Source organism: Actinosynnema sp. NPDC049800, assembly GCF_040656635.1.
Taxonomy (GTDB): domain Bacteria; phylum Actinomycetota; class Actinomycetes; order Mycobacteriales; family Pseudonocardiaceae; genus Actinosynnema.
In genome coordinates this window covers 12,040-26,498 of sequence record NZ_JBFAMT010000005.1, presented here as the reverse complement: position 1 = coordinate 26,498, position 14,459 = coordinate 12,040, and the positions used below count along the sequence as shown (strand labels likewise).

The 14,459-nt window shown below is 73.3% G+C and carries 15 protein-coding genes and 1 tRNA gene; 6 read left to right on the top strand and 10 right to left on the bottom strand.

What is annotated here, in order from left to right; all coding sequences use genetic code 11:
• Positions 1 to 5 precede the first annotated feature (5 nt).
• The 6 genes from pqqD to AB0I91_RS08715 are packed head-to-tail and all read left to right on the top strand — an operon-like array spanning position 6 to position 5,828.
• On the top strand, positions 6 to 275 hold the full coding sequence (gene pqqD / locus AB0I91_RS08740) for a pyrroloquinoline quinone biosynthesis peptide chaperone PqqD (RefSeq protein WP_499636193.1): 270 nt from the start codon (positions 6 to 8) through the stop codon (positions 273 to 275).
• Positions 268 to 1,338 (top strand): pyrroloquinoline quinone biosynthesis protein PqqE, encoded by a 1,071-nt coding sequence (gene pqqE, locus AB0I91_RS08735; protein ID WP_499636190.1) that lies wholly within the window; start codon positions 268 to 270, stop codon positions 1,336 to 1,338. Before pqqD ends, pqqE begins: the two co-directional genes overlap by 8 nt.
• A complete protein-coding gene (gene pqqB / locus AB0I91_RS08730) occupies positions 1,335 to 2,210 on the top strand; it encodes a pyrroloquinoline quinone biosynthesis protein PqqB (protein WP_499610046.1) in 876 nt (291 codons plus the stop codon). The genes pqqE and pqqB overlap by 4 nt, the downstream gene beginning before the upstream one ends.
• A 59-nt stretch (positions 2,211 to 2,269) precedes the next feature.
• The gene (locus tag AB0I91_RS08725; protein WP_499636188.1) at positions 2,270 to 3,547 is read left to right on the top strand and encodes a sensor histidine kinase; all 1,278 of its coding nucleotides are present in this window, start codon (positions 2,270 to 2,272) and stop codon (positions 3,545 to 3,547) included.
• The gene (locus tag AB0I91_RS08720) at positions 3,499 to 4,146 is read left to right on the top strand and encodes a LuxR C-terminal-related transcriptional regulator (protein WP_230567391.1); all 648 of its coding nucleotides are present in this window, start codon (positions 3,499 to 3,501) and stop codon (positions 4,144 to 4,146) included. The genes AB0I91_RS08725 and AB0I91_RS08720 overlap by 49 nt, the downstream gene beginning before the upstream one ends.
• Before the next feature lie 53 nt (positions 4,147 to 4,199).
• Positions 4,200 to 5,828, top strand: coding sequence for a DUF885 domain-containing protein (locus AB0I91_RS08715; RefSeq protein ID WP_499636185.1), 1,629 nt, complete (start codon positions 4,200 to 4,202; stop codon positions 5,826 to 5,828).
• 179 nt (positions 5,829 to 6,007) lie between these two features.
• Here AB0I91_RS08715 and AB0I91_RS08710 read toward each other — a convergent pair.
• From AB0I91_RS08710 to AB0I91_RS08665, 10 genes are all read right to left on the bottom strand, one after another.
• Positions 6,008 to 6,081: transfer RNA gene (locus AB0I91_RS08710), tRNA-Leu, on the bottom strand.
• A gap of 87 nt (positions 6,082 to 6,168) precedes the next feature.
• Positions 6,169 to 7,266: a SagB family peptide dehydrogenase gene (locus AB0I91_RS08705; RefSeq protein WP_499636182.1), complete on the bottom strand. Its 1,098-nt coding sequence runs from the start codon at positions 7,264 to 7,266 to the stop codon at positions 6,169 to 6,171.
• Entirely contained in the window at positions 7,247 to 8,365 is a 1,119-nt protein-coding gene (locus AB0I91_RS08700; protein ID WP_498774121.1) for an ATP-grasp domain-containing protein, read from the bottom strand. The genes AB0I91_RS08705 and AB0I91_RS08700 overlap by 20 nt, the downstream gene beginning before the upstream one ends.
• A 3-nt stretch (positions 8,366 to 8,368) precedes the next feature.
• Complete coding sequence (locus AB0I91_RS08695) at positions 8,369 to 8,491, bottom strand: hypothetical protein (RefSeq protein ID WP_267935188.1); 123 nt, start codon at positions 8,489 to 8,491, stop codon at positions 8,369 to 8,371.
• Positions 8,492 to 8,686: 195 nt separating this feature from the next.
• A complete protein-coding gene (locus AB0I91_RS08690) occupies positions 8,687 to 10,012 on the bottom strand; it encodes an NAD(P)/FAD-dependent oxidoreductase (RefSeq protein ID WP_499610037.1) in 1,326 nt (441 codons plus the stop codon).
• Positions 10,013 to 10,182: 170 nt separating this feature from the next.
• Positions 10,183 to 10,689 (bottom strand): hypothetical protein, encoded by a 507-nt coding sequence (locus AB0I91_RS08685; protein WP_498774117.1) that lies wholly within the window; start codon positions 10,687 to 10,689, stop codon positions 10,183 to 10,185.
• A gap of 96 nt (positions 10,690 to 10,785) precedes the next feature.
• Positions 10,786 to 12,186 (bottom strand): DUF58 domain-containing protein, encoded by a 1,401-nt coding sequence (locus AB0I91_RS08680; protein WP_499610034.1) that lies wholly within the window; start codon positions 12,184 to 12,186, stop codon positions 10,786 to 10,788.
• Positions 12,183 to 13,154 carry an AAA family ATPase gene (locus tag AB0I91_RS08675; RefSeq protein WP_499636179.1) on the bottom strand — a complete coding sequence of 324 codons (972 nt, stop codon included), beginning with the start codon at positions 13,152 to 13,154 and terminating at the stop codon, positions 12,183 to 12,185. Before AB0I91_RS08675 ends, AB0I91_RS08680 begins: the two co-directional genes overlap by 4 nt.
• The gene (locus AB0I91_RS08670) at positions 13,151 to 13,618 is read right to left on the bottom strand and encodes a hypothetical protein (protein ID WP_499636177.1); all 468 of its coding nucleotides are present in this window, start codon (positions 13,616 to 13,618) and stop codon (positions 13,151 to 13,153) included. Before AB0I91_RS08670 ends, AB0I91_RS08675 begins: the two co-directional genes overlap by 4 nt.
• Complete coding sequence (locus AB0I91_RS08665) at positions 13,615 to 14,277, bottom strand: DUF4129 domain-containing protein (protein WP_499636174.1); 663 nt, start codon at positions 14,275 to 14,277, stop codon at positions 13,615 to 13,617. The genes AB0I91_RS08670 and AB0I91_RS08665 overlap by 4 nt, the downstream gene beginning before the upstream one ends.
• Positions 14,278 to 14,459 lie beyond the last annotated feature (182 nt).

Here is a 14,459-nt window from a genome sequence, read left to right as displayed (position 1 = left end):
CGACCATGACGGGCTTGGACGCGGTGCCGCGCCTGCGGCGGGGCGTGAAGACGGCGTACGACGAGACCCGGGACAGCCACGTGGTGCTGTTCCCGGAAGGCGTGCTGGTGCTCAACGAGACCGCGGCGGCGGTGGTCGCGCTGTGCGACGGGCGCACGTCCGTCGAGGGCATCGCGCGCCGGCTGACCGAGGAGTTCGACGGGGTGGAGGCGGACGACGTGGCCGAGCTCGTCACACGGCTGGTGGCGCGCCGGGTGGTGGACGTCGATGGGTGAGGCGCCTCGGGCGGACGCGCCGTTCGGGCTGCTCGCCGAGCTGACCCACCGGTGCCCGCTGCGCTGCGGGTACTGCTCCAACCCGGTCGACCTGGTCGGGCGGGGCGACGAGCTGGACACCGCGCGGTGGCGCGACGTGTTCGACCAGGCCCGCGCGCTGGGCGTGCTGCAGGTCCACCTGTCCGGCGGCGAGCCGTTGGCGCGCAAGGACCTGCCGGAGCTGGTCGAGCACGCGGCCGGGCTCGGCTGCTACGTGAACCTGGTGACCAGCGGGCTCGGGCTGACCCCCGAGCGGCTCGCGGGGCTGCGCGGTGTCGACCACGTGCAGCTGTCCGTGCAGGACGCGGACGAGGCGGGCGCGAACCGGATCGCCGGGGTGAAGGCGTTCGAGCCCAAGCTCCGCGCGGCCGAGGCGGTCCGGGACGCGGGGCTGCCGCTGACCGTGAACGTGGTGCTGCACCGGCTCAACCTCGACCACGTCGGCGGGATCGTCGCGCTCGCCGAGCGGATGGGCGCGGACCGGTTGGAGCTGGCCAACACCCAGTACTACGGCTGGGCGCTGCGCAACCGGGCCGCGCTGCTGCCGACGAGGGAGCAGTTGGCGCGTGCGGGCGAGGTGGTGGCCGCCGCTCAGGCGCGGTCGGCGATGGAGATCGTGTACGTGATCGCCGACTACCACGAGGCGCACCCCAAGCCGTGCATGCACGGGTGGGGCGCGCGGCAGCTGACCGTGGCGCCGAACGGCGACGTGCTGCCGTGCCCGGCGGCGGGCGTGATCGACGGGCTCGGCGTGGAGAACGTGAAGGACCGGTCGTTGGCCGACATCTGGCACACCTCGCCCGCGTTCACCGCGTTCCGGGGCTTCGACTGGATGCGCGACCCGTGCCGTTCGTGCGCCCGGCGCGAGGTGGACTTCGGCGGGTGCCGCTGCCAGGCGTTCCAGCTGACCGGCGACGCGTCGGCGACGGACCCGGTGTGCACGCTCTCGCCGCACCGGGGCCTGGTCGACCTGATCCTCGCGGGACCGCCGGCCGAGGTGGAGCACCGGGCGGTGGTGCGGTGAGGGCGGTCGTGCTCGGGACGGCCGCCGGCGGCGGTGCGCCGCAGTGGAACTGCGCGTGCGGGCCGTGCGAGGCGGTGCGGGCCGGTCGGTTGCCGGCGCGCACGCAGGACGCGTTGGCGGTCAGCGGGAACGGGGCGGAGTGGTGGTTGGTCAACGCCTCGCCGGACGTCGGCGCGCAGCTCGCCGCCACGCCCGCCCTCGCGCCCGGTCCCGGGCCGAGGGACACGCCGGTGCGCGGGGTGCTCTTCACCGACGCCGAGCTGGACCACACGCTGGGCCTGGCGGTGCTGCGCGGCGCGCCGGGGCTCCGCGTGCACGCGCCCGCGACCGTGCTGCACGCGCTCGCGCCGACGCGCGCCGTCCTGGCCACGTACGGCGAGTGGTCGTGGCGGCAGGTGGAGCCCGAGCAGGCGGTGGTGCTCGCGGGCGGGCTGGAGGTCACCGCGTTCCCGGTGAGCGGCAAGCGCCCGCGCTACGCCGTCGACTCGCCGGTGGCGGGCCACTGGGTGGTGGCCTACCGGTTCCGCGACCCGGCCACCGGCGGGGTGCTGCTGTACGCGCCGTGCCTGGCGTCCTGGCCGCCCGGGTTCGACGCGCTGGTGGCCGAGGCCGACGTGGTGCTGCTGGACGGCACGTTCTACGCGCCCTCGGAGATGGGCGCGGCCACCGGCAGGCCGAGCGGGCAGGCGGCGATGGGCCACCTGCCGATCGCGCACAGCCTGCCGGAGCTGCGCGGGCACCCGGCGACCCGGCGGATCTACACCCACCTCAACAACACCAACCCGGTGCTGGACCCGGCGTCGCCGGAGCACGCGAAGATCGCCGAGGCGGGCGTGGAGGTCGTCGCGGACGGGACCGTGATCGATCTGTAGATCGCTTTGGGGGGTTAAACCCACCGATTTACCGGGGGCCGGCCGGAAGAATCGGCGCCATGACGGACCGCGACCTGGTACGAGCCGCCCGCACCCGGCTGACGCAGGCCGGACTGGGGCTGGCCCGGACGCCGCTGTGCGTGGCGGGGCTGCTGCTGATCCCGCTCCAGCTCTACGCCTACCCGCTGATCCTGGTGACCGTCGGCGTGCCGCTGCTGCTGGTGTTCACCGCGCTGGCCCGCCGCTACACCGGCTTCTTCCGCTGGTGGGCCTCGCGGGTGCTGGAGGTGGAGATCCCGGCGCCGTACCGGGTGCCGGCGAACCGCGGCCCGATGACCAGGGTCCGCACCATCGCCACCGACCCGGCGACGTGGCGCGACCTCGCGTTCCTGCCCGTCAACGCGATCACCGGGGTGCTCTGCGGCGTGCTGCCGGTCGGGTTCTGGATCAACGGCGTGCTGGGCTTCGCGGTGCCGCTGATCTGGCTGGACCGCGGGGACGTCGAGTACGTCGCGATCGGCCGCGACACCCCGGGCAACTTCGTGCTCGCGCCGCTGCTGGGCATCGCCTTCCTGGTGCTGGCGTGGTGGGCCACGCCCCGCGCCGCCCGGCTGCACGCGACCGTCGCCAAGCGGCTGCTCGCGCCCAGCGCGACCGCCGCCCTCACCGACCGGGTGCGCGTGCTGGCCGACTCGCGGGCCGACACGGTCGACGCGCAGGCCGCCGAGCTGCGCCGGATCGAACGGGACCTGCACGACGGCGCGCAGGCCAGGCTGGTCGCGCTCGGGCTGAGCCTCGGCATGGCCGAGGAGCTGCTGGCCCGCGACCCGCGGGCGGCGCAGGAGCTGCTGGCCGAGGCGCGCCAGTCGTCCTCCCAGGCGTTGGCCGAGCTGCGGGACCTGGTGCGCGGCATCCACCCGCCGGTGCTGGCCGACCGCGGGCTGGACGGCGCGCTGCGCGCGTTGGCGCTGGCGCACCCGCTGCCGGTGGAGGTCGACCTGGAGCTGACCGGCCGGCCGGAGGCGCCGGTCGAGTCGGCCGCGTACTTCGCGGTGGCCGAGACGTTGACGAACGTGGCCAAGCACAGCGGCGCGACGAGCGCGTGGGTGCGGGTGCGGCACGACGACGGCCGGTTGTCGTTGATGATCGGGGACAACGGGCGCGGCGGCGCGGAGCCGTCGGAGAACGGTGGGTTGCGCGGGATCGAGCGCCGGCTCGCGGCGTTCGACGGCACACTCGGCATCGCGAGCCCGGTGGGCGGGCCGACCATCGTGACCATGGAGCTGCCGTGCGAGTTGTCCTCGGTGAAGACCTCGTCCTCCTCCGGGACGGGCTGATCCGGCTCCTGGAGGCCTACGACTTCGACGTGGTGGAGGCGGTCGACTCCGGTCCCGCCCTGCTCAAGGCCCTGGTCGACCACCGCCCGGACGTGGCGGTGGTCGACGTGCGCCTGCCGCCGACGTTCACCGACGAAGGGCTGCGCGCCGCGATCGAGGCCCGCAAGCGGGTGCCGGGGCTGCCGGTCCTGGTGCTCTCGCAGTACGTGGAGCAGCTCTACGCGCGCGAACTGCTGTCCGACCGGGGCGGCGCGGTGGGATACCTGCTCAAGGACCGGGTGTCGGACGTCAAGCAGTTCGTCGACGCCATTCGCCGGGTCGCCGCCGGCGGCACCGCGATGGACCCCGAGGTCATCGACCAACTGCTCGCGCGCGGCGCGCGCGACCAGCCGCTGACCACGTTGACGCCGCGTGAGCGGGAAGTGCTGTCGTTGATGGCGGAGGGCCGTTCGAACGGCGCGATCGCGGGCCGGCTGTTCGTCACCGAGAAAGCGGTCGGCAAACACATCGCGAACATCTTCGGCAAGTTGGACCTGCCGATGTCCGAGGACGACAACCGGCGCGTGCTCGCCGTGCTGGCCTATTTGGACCGGGTGTAAATCGTTTCTTAGGCTAAGTACCATCTTGGTTTCACGACGACCAGGGGGTGCGCATGGGCACGACGACGGAGTTGGCCGACGAACTGCTCGACCTGATGTTCTCGCGGGAGCCGTTGAGCGCGACCGTCTACGGCGTGCCGGGATACGACCACCTGCTCGCGGACCGCCGGGTGGAGACCGACGAATCCGCGCGGGCACGGGCGGTCGACATCGCCGACCGGGCGCGCGCTCTGCCCGCGGACGACGACCCGGTGACGCGTGCGGTGATCGTGCAGCAGGCCGAGGCGATCGTGGACGAGATCGACGCGCTCGGCGTCGAGTACACGATCACCGACTCGTTCTTCGCCCCCGCGGGCGAGCTGCTGTCGGTCATGCCGACGACCGTGCTGTCGGGGCCGGAGTCCGAGCGGGCCTACCTGGAGCGGCTCGCCGCGGTGCCCGACTTCCTGCGCCGGATCGCCGAACGGCACCTCGCGGGCGCGGCGGCGGGCCGCACGCCCGTCCAGCACCTCGTCGACGCCTCCGTGGCGCACCTGGACCGCTACCTCGCCGCCGACGAGGACCCGCTGGCCCGTCCGGTCGGCGGTGAGGCGTTCGCCGCCGAGCGGGAGCGCCTGCTGGCCGACGTGGTGCGGCCCGCGTTCGCGGCCTACCGGGACGTGGTGGCGGGCATCCAGGGCCGCCCGGACGACCAGGCGGGCCTGAGCCGGCTGCCGAACGGCGAGGCGATGTACGCGGCGCTCGCGCGGACCCGGACCACGACCGACCGCACGCCCGCGGAACTGCACCAGACCGGCCTGGACGTGATGGCGGGCCTGGCCCACGAGTACGCCGAGCTGGGCAAGCGGGTGTTCGGGACCTCCGACGTGGCCGAGGTGCTGGAGCGGATGCGCACCGACCCGGCCCTGCGCTGGAGCACCGAGGACGAGCTGATCACCGCCGCCCGCGAGGCCGTGACCAGGGCGGAGCAGGCCGCGCCGCGCTGGTTCGGCCGGGTGCCCGAGCAGCGGTGCCAGGTCGAGCCGGTGCCCGCGGCCGACGCGCCCGGCGCGCCGATCGCCTACTACTCGCCGCCGACGCCGGACGGGCTGCGGCCCGGCGTCTACTACGCGAACACCCACCGGGTCGAGGAGCGGTTCCGCTACCAGGCCGAGGCGATCGCGTTCCACGAGGCCGTGCCGGGGCACCACTTCCAGATCACGCTGGCGCAGCAGCTCACCGACCTGCCGGTGCTGCGGCGGGTCGCGCACGTCACCGCGTACCTGGAGGGCTGGGGGCTCTACACCGAGCGGCTGGCCGACGAGATGGGCCTGTACTCCGACGACGTGGCGCGGCTCGGGATGCTGGCGATGGACTCGATGCGCGCCGGCCGGCTCGTGGTGGACACCGGTCTGCACGCGCACGGGTGGAGCCGCGCGCGTGCCGTCGAGTACCTGCGGGAGAACACGCCGCTGGCGCTGGTCGAGATCGAGAACGAGGTCGACCGCTACCTCGCCGCGCCGGGCCAGGCGCTGGCGTACATGGTCGACCGGCTGGAGATCCTGCGGATCCGGGCGGCGGCCGAGGAGGCGTTGGGCGAGCGCTTCGACATCCGCGCGTTCCACGACGTGCTGCTCGGCGGCGGGCCGCTGCCACTGGCGGTGCTGGCCGACGTCGTCGCGGAATGGGTGCGGGACCGCTGAACCCGCGCGTCATCCGATCGGACATCCGCGACTCATCCGATGTGGTGTGCCTGTTCACGGCCGCCGCACCGCGTTCGCGGGTCCGATCGGGTGACGCGATGCCGACTCGATGTCGACCGGCACGACGCACCGTTTTGGGTTCACCCGGCAGATGGGTGAAGTCGCTGTGGCGCCGAACGTGCCCCCGACGGGATTCGAACCCGTACTGTGACTCTTTTAAGGAGCCTGCCTCTACCGGTTGGGCTACGGGGGCAGCGGGGAGCCTAAGCGGTTACCGAGCGTTCGTGGGGCTACTTCAGAAGAAGTCGCCCGCACGGCTCAATGCGATCCGCTATTGCGCTCATTCGGGTAATGGCCCCAAGGCGCTCAGACCGAGTACGACTTCGTGATAAGCATCACAGCCGAGTGCTTGTTCGACGAGCTCATCCCGCAATGCTGCGGTGAAGCCGATACCAAAACCCATTGCCGTAGCAACCAGATAAGCCGTTTGGGACAGGTGTCCTACGTCCATTTGCACAACACGGTAAGCACGTGACGTGTCGTAACGCCATCTAGTCCGTTCGAGTACTCCGGTGTACGCGAGGACCAACGGCGCCTGCCCGACCCAGTCCTGGTCACCCGCCGCGGCGGTCATCTCGGCGGGCCCCCACGTCACCCCGATCGGCTCCAGCGCGTGCGCGAGCCCGTCGTAGTGGTACCAGCCCGGCTCCAGCGCCTCTACCGCCTGATCGCCACCTCCGGTGGAGGCCACCCCCACGTGCGCGTACAGCTCGACCGGGTGCCGCCCGCCGCCGGACGGGCTGGTCTTGAACACCGTGCCGGAGCGCCCGATCCGCGGTCGCGCGGGCGACGGACCCGCCAGCACCGCCAGCAGCTCGGCGACCCGCGTCAACGACATCGGCCCCGGCCCGAACCCGCGGGTCGTGCGGCGGGCCAGCAGCACGTCGAGCAGCCCTTCCGACGCCCACCTCGACGTGCCGTCCAGGCGCGGCAGCAGCACGGCGGTGCGGCCGAGGCGGCGGAACGGCGCGGGCGGCGGTTCGGCGGCCAGCTTGGCGTCCAGCACGGCGTCGTGCTCCTCCGTGCCCTGGTACGGCGCGTCGGCGAGGGTGCGGCTGGCGAAGTGGAAGTGCCGGGCCGACGTGCCCCAGTCGCGCCACCCGGCGAGCAGCCGCCGTTCCCGCTCGTGCTCGGGCGAGCCCTCCACGATCAGCACCCCGGCATCGAGGAGCTCCTCGATCACCTTGCGCAGCGCGACTTGATCGCCCTCGGCCAGCGGCGCGAGCAGCTCGTCGACGTCGGTGAACCCGGTGAACTTGCGGCACAGCAGCTCGGCGGTCTCGCTGATGGCGAACTGGCGGTGGTTGAGGTAGTCGTCCCACACCACGGCGCCGTCGGAGTAGAAGAGCGTCGCGTGCTCAGCGACCTTTGCCCGCACCCAGCAGCTCCTTGAAGCGCGCCGCGACCCACTCGTGCACGGCGTCGGACACCCGCGAGTCCTGCGCCCGGTGCTCGAACCACCGCCAGTCGCAGTTGACGTTGACCTCCAGGAACACGTGGTCCCCGCCGGAGACGAGCAGGTCGAACGCGGCCACCTGGAGCCGCCAGTGCCTGGCCAGCGCGAGCAGCCGGTCGGCCAGCCCGCCGGGCACGTCGACGGGCGTGACGCGGACCGCCTCGGGGTCGACCCACAGCTGCGCCGGGTCGAGCTTGTCGACCTGGAACGCCAGGCACCGCTCGCCGACCACGAACACGCGCAGCTCGGTGTCGGAGGGCACGTACTCCTGCACGATCACCGGCGCGGACTCCGGCACGTCACCGGAGCGGCTGGTCTCCAGCGGGCGCGGGAACAGGCCGTGCTGCATCCCCGGGCGCGGTTCCAGCAGGTGGCGGCCGGAGGTCTTGACGATGCACCGCCCGCCGCCGGGCCGGGTGCGGCCGGGTCGGGTGGTGACCGTGGTGCGCGGCACCTTCAGGCCGAACGAGGCGGCGTCGGCGAGCTGGGTGAGCCGGTTGAGGTGGGAGGTGTTGCGGCTGGGGTTGACGTGCGCCCAGTCGCCGCGGCTGGAGAGCCAGTCGGCGACCGCGCCCCACTGGTCCACCGCGTACGCGCCGGCCAGCGTGCCGGGTTCCAGCGGCAGCGCGGTCAGCTCGAAGTGCCTGCGCCACACCAGCAGCGGGCGCAGCAGCCAGCGGTCGAGCTCCAGCAGCGGCTGGTCGGTGTAGACGGTGAGCGGGAGGTCGACCGAGCGGTCGGCGTCGATGCGGGCCATCCGGATGCCGCGTTCGGCGAGCGCGATGGAGAGCTCGTTCATCTCCATGTCGGCGGCCCGGGCGAGGACCAGCACGCAGGGCACGGGGCTGCCGTCGCCCTCGTCCACCATGCCGAGGCGGTGGACCTGCTCCTGGAAGTCCAGGCACTTGGGTTGCGACCGGAAGAGGTAGTCCTGGCCTTGGAGCAACAGCGGGGTGGGTTTCACCGGTCTGGCGGCCTCGGGTGGGGGGACGGTCTCGTTCCCCCACCCGGAGACGGTCATGACTCAGTCGTCTTTCTTGCTGCAAAAACGCTTTTCGGCGGTGGCGTACTCCGCGGAGTACTCCGCCAGCGCACGATCCTCGATCTCACCGCGGCGAAGCTGTGCGGCCAGCTCCTCGAGAGACATCGCGGTCACCTCTCTCCCCACTGATGCATCACACATTCAGGCGATACACCAGCTGTATTCTCGGGTTCACGTTACGCAATGTCAAGGCGACGCGCAGCGCGTTAGCCCGTCTGGGGGCTCAAGTGAGAAGGCTGGTCCAGACGGCCCCACGCCTGCCGCGCCCGAACGGCGCAGCGTGCGCGGGGCCGTTCGCGCTCAGCTCTTGGTGGCCCGGTCGAACTCGGCCTTCGGCTCGTGGATCTGGCCGAGGGCGACGACCTCGCGGCCCGAGAACAGCGCCTGGGTCCAGTCGACGAACACCCGGAACTTGCGGTTGACCGTGGGCATGAACATCACGTGGTAGCTGCGGTGCATGAACCAGGCGACGACGCCCTTGAACCGCAGGCCGAACACGTCGGCCACGCCCTTGTAGAGGCCGAGGCCCGCGACCGAGCCCAGGTACTTGTGGAAGTAGTCCTTGGGCTGCTTGCCGCGCAGGGTGGCGATGATGTTCTTGGCCAGCAGCTTGGACTGCCGGATGGCGTGCTGCGCGTTGGGCACGCAGGTCGCCGTCGGGTCCTCCTCGGTGCGCGAGAGGTCCGGCACGGCCGAGCAGTCGCCCGCGGCCCAGACGCCCGGCAGGCCGACGACCTGCATCGCCGCCGTGCACCGGACCCGGCCGCGCTCGTCGAGCGGCAGGTCGGTGTTGCGCAGCATCGGGTTCGCCTTCATGCCCGCGGTCCAGATGATGGTGTCCGAGTCGAACTCGGTGCCGTCGTCCAGGACGACGTGGCCGCCCTCCATGCTCTTCACGCGCGTGTCGAGGTAGCACTTGATGCCGCGCTTCTCGAGCTGCTCGACGGTGTAGACGCCGAGCCGCGCGCTCACCTCGGGCATGATCCGGCCGGTGGCCTCGACCAGCACCCAGTGCATGTCGGACTGCTTGAGGCCCTCGTAGTAGCGCAGCGCGTAGCGGGCCATGTCCTCCAGCTCCGCCAGCGTCTCGATGCCCGCGAAGCCGCCGCCGATGACGACGAAGCTCAGCAGCCGCTTGCGCAGCTCCGGGTCGTTCGTGCTGGCGGCCTGGTCGAGCCGCGACAGCACGTGGTTGCGCAGGTAGATGGCCTCGCCGATGGTCTTCATGCCGATGCCGACCTCGGGCAGGCCCGGGATGGGCAGCGTGCGCGAGATGGCGCCCAGCGCCGAGACCAGCACGTCGTACTCGAACTCCTCGACGTGGCCGTCGGCGAGCTCGACCGTGACGGCCTTGCGCTCGTGCTCGATGCGGGTCGCGCGGCCGGTGACGACGTGGCAGCGCTTGAGGACCTTGCGCAGCGGCACGACGACGTGGCGCGGTTCGATGGAGCCGGCCGCCGCCTCGGGGAGGAACGGCTGGTAGGTCATGTGCGGCTGGGGGTCGATCACCGTGACGGACGCCTCGCCGGAACGCAGCTTCTTCTGCAATCCCAGCGCGGTGTACATGCCGACGTACCCACCGCCGACAATCACGATCCGTGTGGGTTGCGACTTCACAGCAGCCATACACACATGGTCGCACCGGGCAGGGCTTTCCGGCGCATCGAGCAGGCCCGTTGTGACCACAGTCGCCGCGTGATTGCCGACACGCAGCCGCTGACCTGCGCGGCTGGGTGAACGTGCTGAGAGGAACGATCCAGACGGTCAGCTCGCGCTGAGCCCGGAGGGGGTGTTTCTCAGCCTTTCCGACGCATCAGCAGGACCGTTCCGACGACCAGTCCGACCGCGCACACGAGGCCGACCACCTCGACCGCCGCGTCCGTTCGGCCGCCCGGCAGGAGGAGTACCACGACACCGAGGGCGAGCACGGAGAGTTGCACGGCGGCGAACCTCTTCGCGGGGGCCTTGAGCGCGTCCGGGTGAACGCGCGAGCCGGCCGGGACGACCGCCGCGTAGGCGGACAGGACGTGCAGCAGGTGCAGCAGCACGACCAGCGCGAACACGCCGGGCCACGACGGCTCGTCGGTGGTGACCACCATCGCCGCCGCCGGGTACCCGATGACCAGCGCGACCGCGGCGGACGCCGGTATGGCCGCCGCCACGACCACCAGCGCGCCGTACAGCGCCAGCGCGGGCCACTCGACCCCGTGCACCGCGAGTACCGCCGCCACACCGCCCGCGACGAGCACGATCGACGCCCGCAACACCCACGCCGGCAGCCCGGCGCCCAGCTCAGCCCGCACCGCTCCCCCGTCCCGGGCGTCCGACTCGGGGTACCCGAACGGAGGACACGGCCGTCCTGGGCGTTCGAGACGCGGGGCCTGGGTTCGACGTTCGCGTCACCGGGACACCCTCCTCGTGGTCCGGGCGGCACGCAGCACGCCCGCGATCGGCGCGCCCCACGGCAGCACCGCCACGCCGTGCTGCCGCATCGCCTCCAGCCGCACATCGTGCTCCAGCCGGATCACCTTCAGCACCGCCTCGCCCCACGGCGTCTCACCGTCGGCGCGCAACGGCGACGGCAGCACGTCCACCGCCAGCACGAGGTTGCCCCGCCGCGCCGCGTGCACGGCCAGCTCCACCACCTCGCCGTCCAGGAACGGCGACAGCACCACCACCAGCGCGCCGTGCGGCACCTGCTCGGGCCGCAGCACGGGCCGCTGCGCCCACCCGGCCGACCGCGCGCACACCACGAGCTGGTTGCGCAGCCGCAGCAGCTGCCGCCGCCCCGCGCCCGGCCGCGCACCGAGCTGCGGCCGGCCGAGGTCGACCAGGCCGACCCGGTCGCCCTGCCGCAGGTACCCCGCCGCCAGGGACGCCGCCGCCCGCACGGCCAGGTCGAGGCTGCCGCCGGGCCGGGCCGTCGTGCCGCGCGAGGTCAACGACCACTCGCCGAGCGACCGGCCGGAGACGAGGCCCGCCCTCGCCCGCACCGGCGACGACCAGTCGCCCAGCTCCGCGCCGACGTCCTGCCGCGTGTCCAGTGCCAGCACGACGTCCGCGTCCGCCTCCGCGTGGTGCTCGCGGACGTGCAGGTTCGTGCCCTCGGCCGACCCGGCCATGCCGGCGGCGCGCAACGACACCCGCCAGTCGATGCGCCGCAGCCGGTCGCCGGGCTGGAACGCCCGGATGTCGCGCAGCTCCACCGAGTCGCCCGGCCGCCGCGCCCGGTGCGCGCCGACCAGGCCGACCGCCCGTGCGGGCAGCAGGCCGGCGGGCAGCGCCTCGACGGGCGGCAGGATCACCCGACCGCGTTCGGGGGCCGTCACCGGACCGTGCACGAACAACGCGTCCGGCCCCGCCACCAGGTGGTCCGGCCGCAGGTCGACGCCCTCGCCCCACGCGTCACGGCGCAGCACGACCTCGATCTCCCGCGCCGACGCGGCCACCAGGTGCACCGGGCCGATGCCCTCGCCGACACCGGGCAGCCGGATCGCCATCACCTCGGCGCCCTGGCCCGGGTCGACCTCCACCACCGACTTGGCCGCGCCGACCTCGCCGGTGCGCGGCAACCCGCGCACCCGGACCTGCGGCGTGCCGACGACGGGCGTGACCAGGGCCACCAGCGTCGAGATCAGCAACGGCGCGCCGAACAGGACCAGCTCGACCTCGTGCAGCAGGCCGCCGAGCACCACCATCCCGACGCCCAGCGCGAGGCCGCGCACCAACGCGTCGGTCGGGTGCCAGTGCGCGCCGCGCCCGCTGGTGAACGCCGCGCGCAGCCGTTGCGCCCGGCTCACGACCGGGCGCTCGCGGGCCCGGCCACCCGGCCCAGCAGCTCGGTCACGACCTCCACGCCGGTGACGCCGGACGTCCACGTCTCCGGGCGCAGCGTGAGCCGGTGCGCGAGGGCGGGCACGGCGCACTCCTTGACGTCCTCGGGCAGCACGAAGTCCCGCCCGTCCAGCACCGCCAACGCCCGTCCGACCAGCACCAACGCCTGCGCGCCGCGTGGTGACGCGCCGACCTCGACGGCGCCGTGCGCGCGGGTCGCGGCGGCCAGGTCCACGCAGTACCGCAGCACGTCGTCGTCCACCGACACCTGCTCGACGCCGTGCTGGAGCCGGCGCAGCCGGGCCGCGTCCAGCACGGGCTCGACCTCGGTCTCCTCGCGTTGCCGGGTGAGCCTGCGGCGCAGCACCTCGACCTCCTCGGCGGGCGGCGGGTAGCCGATGTCCAGCCGCAGCAGGAACCGGTCCAGCTGCGCCTCCGGCAGCGGGTAGGTGCCCTCGTACTCCACCGGGTTCGCGGTCGCCAGCACGTGGAACGGGCGGGGCAGGGCGAACGTGCGGCCCTCGACCGTGACCTGCCGCTCCTGCATGGCCTCCAGCAGCGCGGACTGCGTCTTCGGCGGGGTGCGGTTGATCTCGTCGGCCAGCAGCAGGCCGGTGAACAGCGGACCCTCGCGGAAGGTGAACTCGCGGTCGCCCGGGTTGTAGAGGAACGAGCCGGTGACGTCGGCGGGCAGCAGGTCGGGCGTGCACTGCAGGCGCTTGAAGTCCAGCTTCAACGCCTGCGCCAGCGACCGCGCCATCAACGTCTTGCCCAGGCCCGGCACGTCCTCCAGCAGCACGTGCCCGCCCGCGAGGATCGCCGCCAGGGCGAGCCGCAGCGACCGCTCCCGGCCCACGACCACCGTGCCGACGGCGGCCAGCACCGCCTTCGCCTCGGCCGCGATCGCCTCGACGCCCACGTCGGTTCCGGTCACAGGTTCTCCAACAGTTCGGCGAGCTTCGACGGCTCGGGCAGCGGCGCTTTCGGGTCGGTGAGCAGGCGGTGCAGGTCGGGGCCCAGCACCTCGCGGGCTCGCGGGTGGTGGAGGTCGTGGATGCCGTGCACCTGCCGCAGCCGTGCCTCGGCGAGCCTGCGCAGCCGGGGCTGGACGCGGACGGTGAACCGGTCCTGGTCGACGGCGGCCTCGGCGAGGCGGCTCGCGAGAGTACTGGCCTGCACGGACGTGGCGGTGGAGAGGGTGGCGGGCTGCTGCGCCCACACGACGTCCGTCGCGCGCGGCAGGCGTGCGACGAGCAGCGCCAACCCGCCGACGGGCAGCGCGAGCACCACCGCCCACAGCCACGGCGCGCCCACGCGGACCAGCACGAACGCCGTGACGGCCGCGACCGCCACCGCCAGCACGACCGCGCGTCCCATCCCGCCGACGAGGGCGTTCACCGCAGGTCCCGCACGATGTGCTCCAACGCCTCGGTGGCGGTGCGGGCGTCGGCCGCGGTGACCTCGGCCGTGCCGAACCGGGCCCGCTGGTAGACGCGGCGCAGCGTGCCGGTCGCGTGCTCGTCGACCTGGTAGCGGCGCAGCAGGTCGCCGGTGAACTCGGTGGCCGTCTGGTGGCCCTCGCGGGGCGCGCCGCTGTCCTGCGCGGCCCGTTCGAGGGTGAGCCAGGCGGCGATCACGGCGTCGCCGGGCGGTCCGCTCGTGCCCTCGCGCAGCTCTTCGAGGGCCTCGGCGGCACGGCGGACGAGGATCGGCGGCGGCGTCGCGTGCGCCTCGGGCAGGTCGGGCGCGTCGACCGCGGCGCCCACGCCACGCCGCCGCCGTCGGCGCCGGAACACGCCGAGCGAGATGAGCAGCGAGACCACGCCGACCACCGCCACCGCGATGAAGACGATCACGAGGACCAGCAGCGACCCGGCCGTCGCGGAGGGTCCCACCTCGGTGTCGAGCGGCGGGCTCGAGTCGGCGGTCGGCGGCGGGGCCTCGTCGCCACCGGCCGGGCGGTCCTGGTAGCGCACCGGCGACGTGCCGCCTGCCGCGAGCGCGATGAGGACGAGCGCGGACCCGACCGCGAGGACGAGCGCGAGCCGGGGCTTCATGGACCAAGGATGCCTGTCGGCCACGTCCGGTGCGGGTGGTTTGACCCCGACACGGCCAACCGGGTCAACGGCCTGGTCCGCACCGTCCTCCTGACCCGGCACCACTGGAACGGGAGCGTCCCGAACCCGGCGGCGCCGTGGCGGTCCGCCCGGAACTCGAACCGCCAACCGGATGAGCGTGT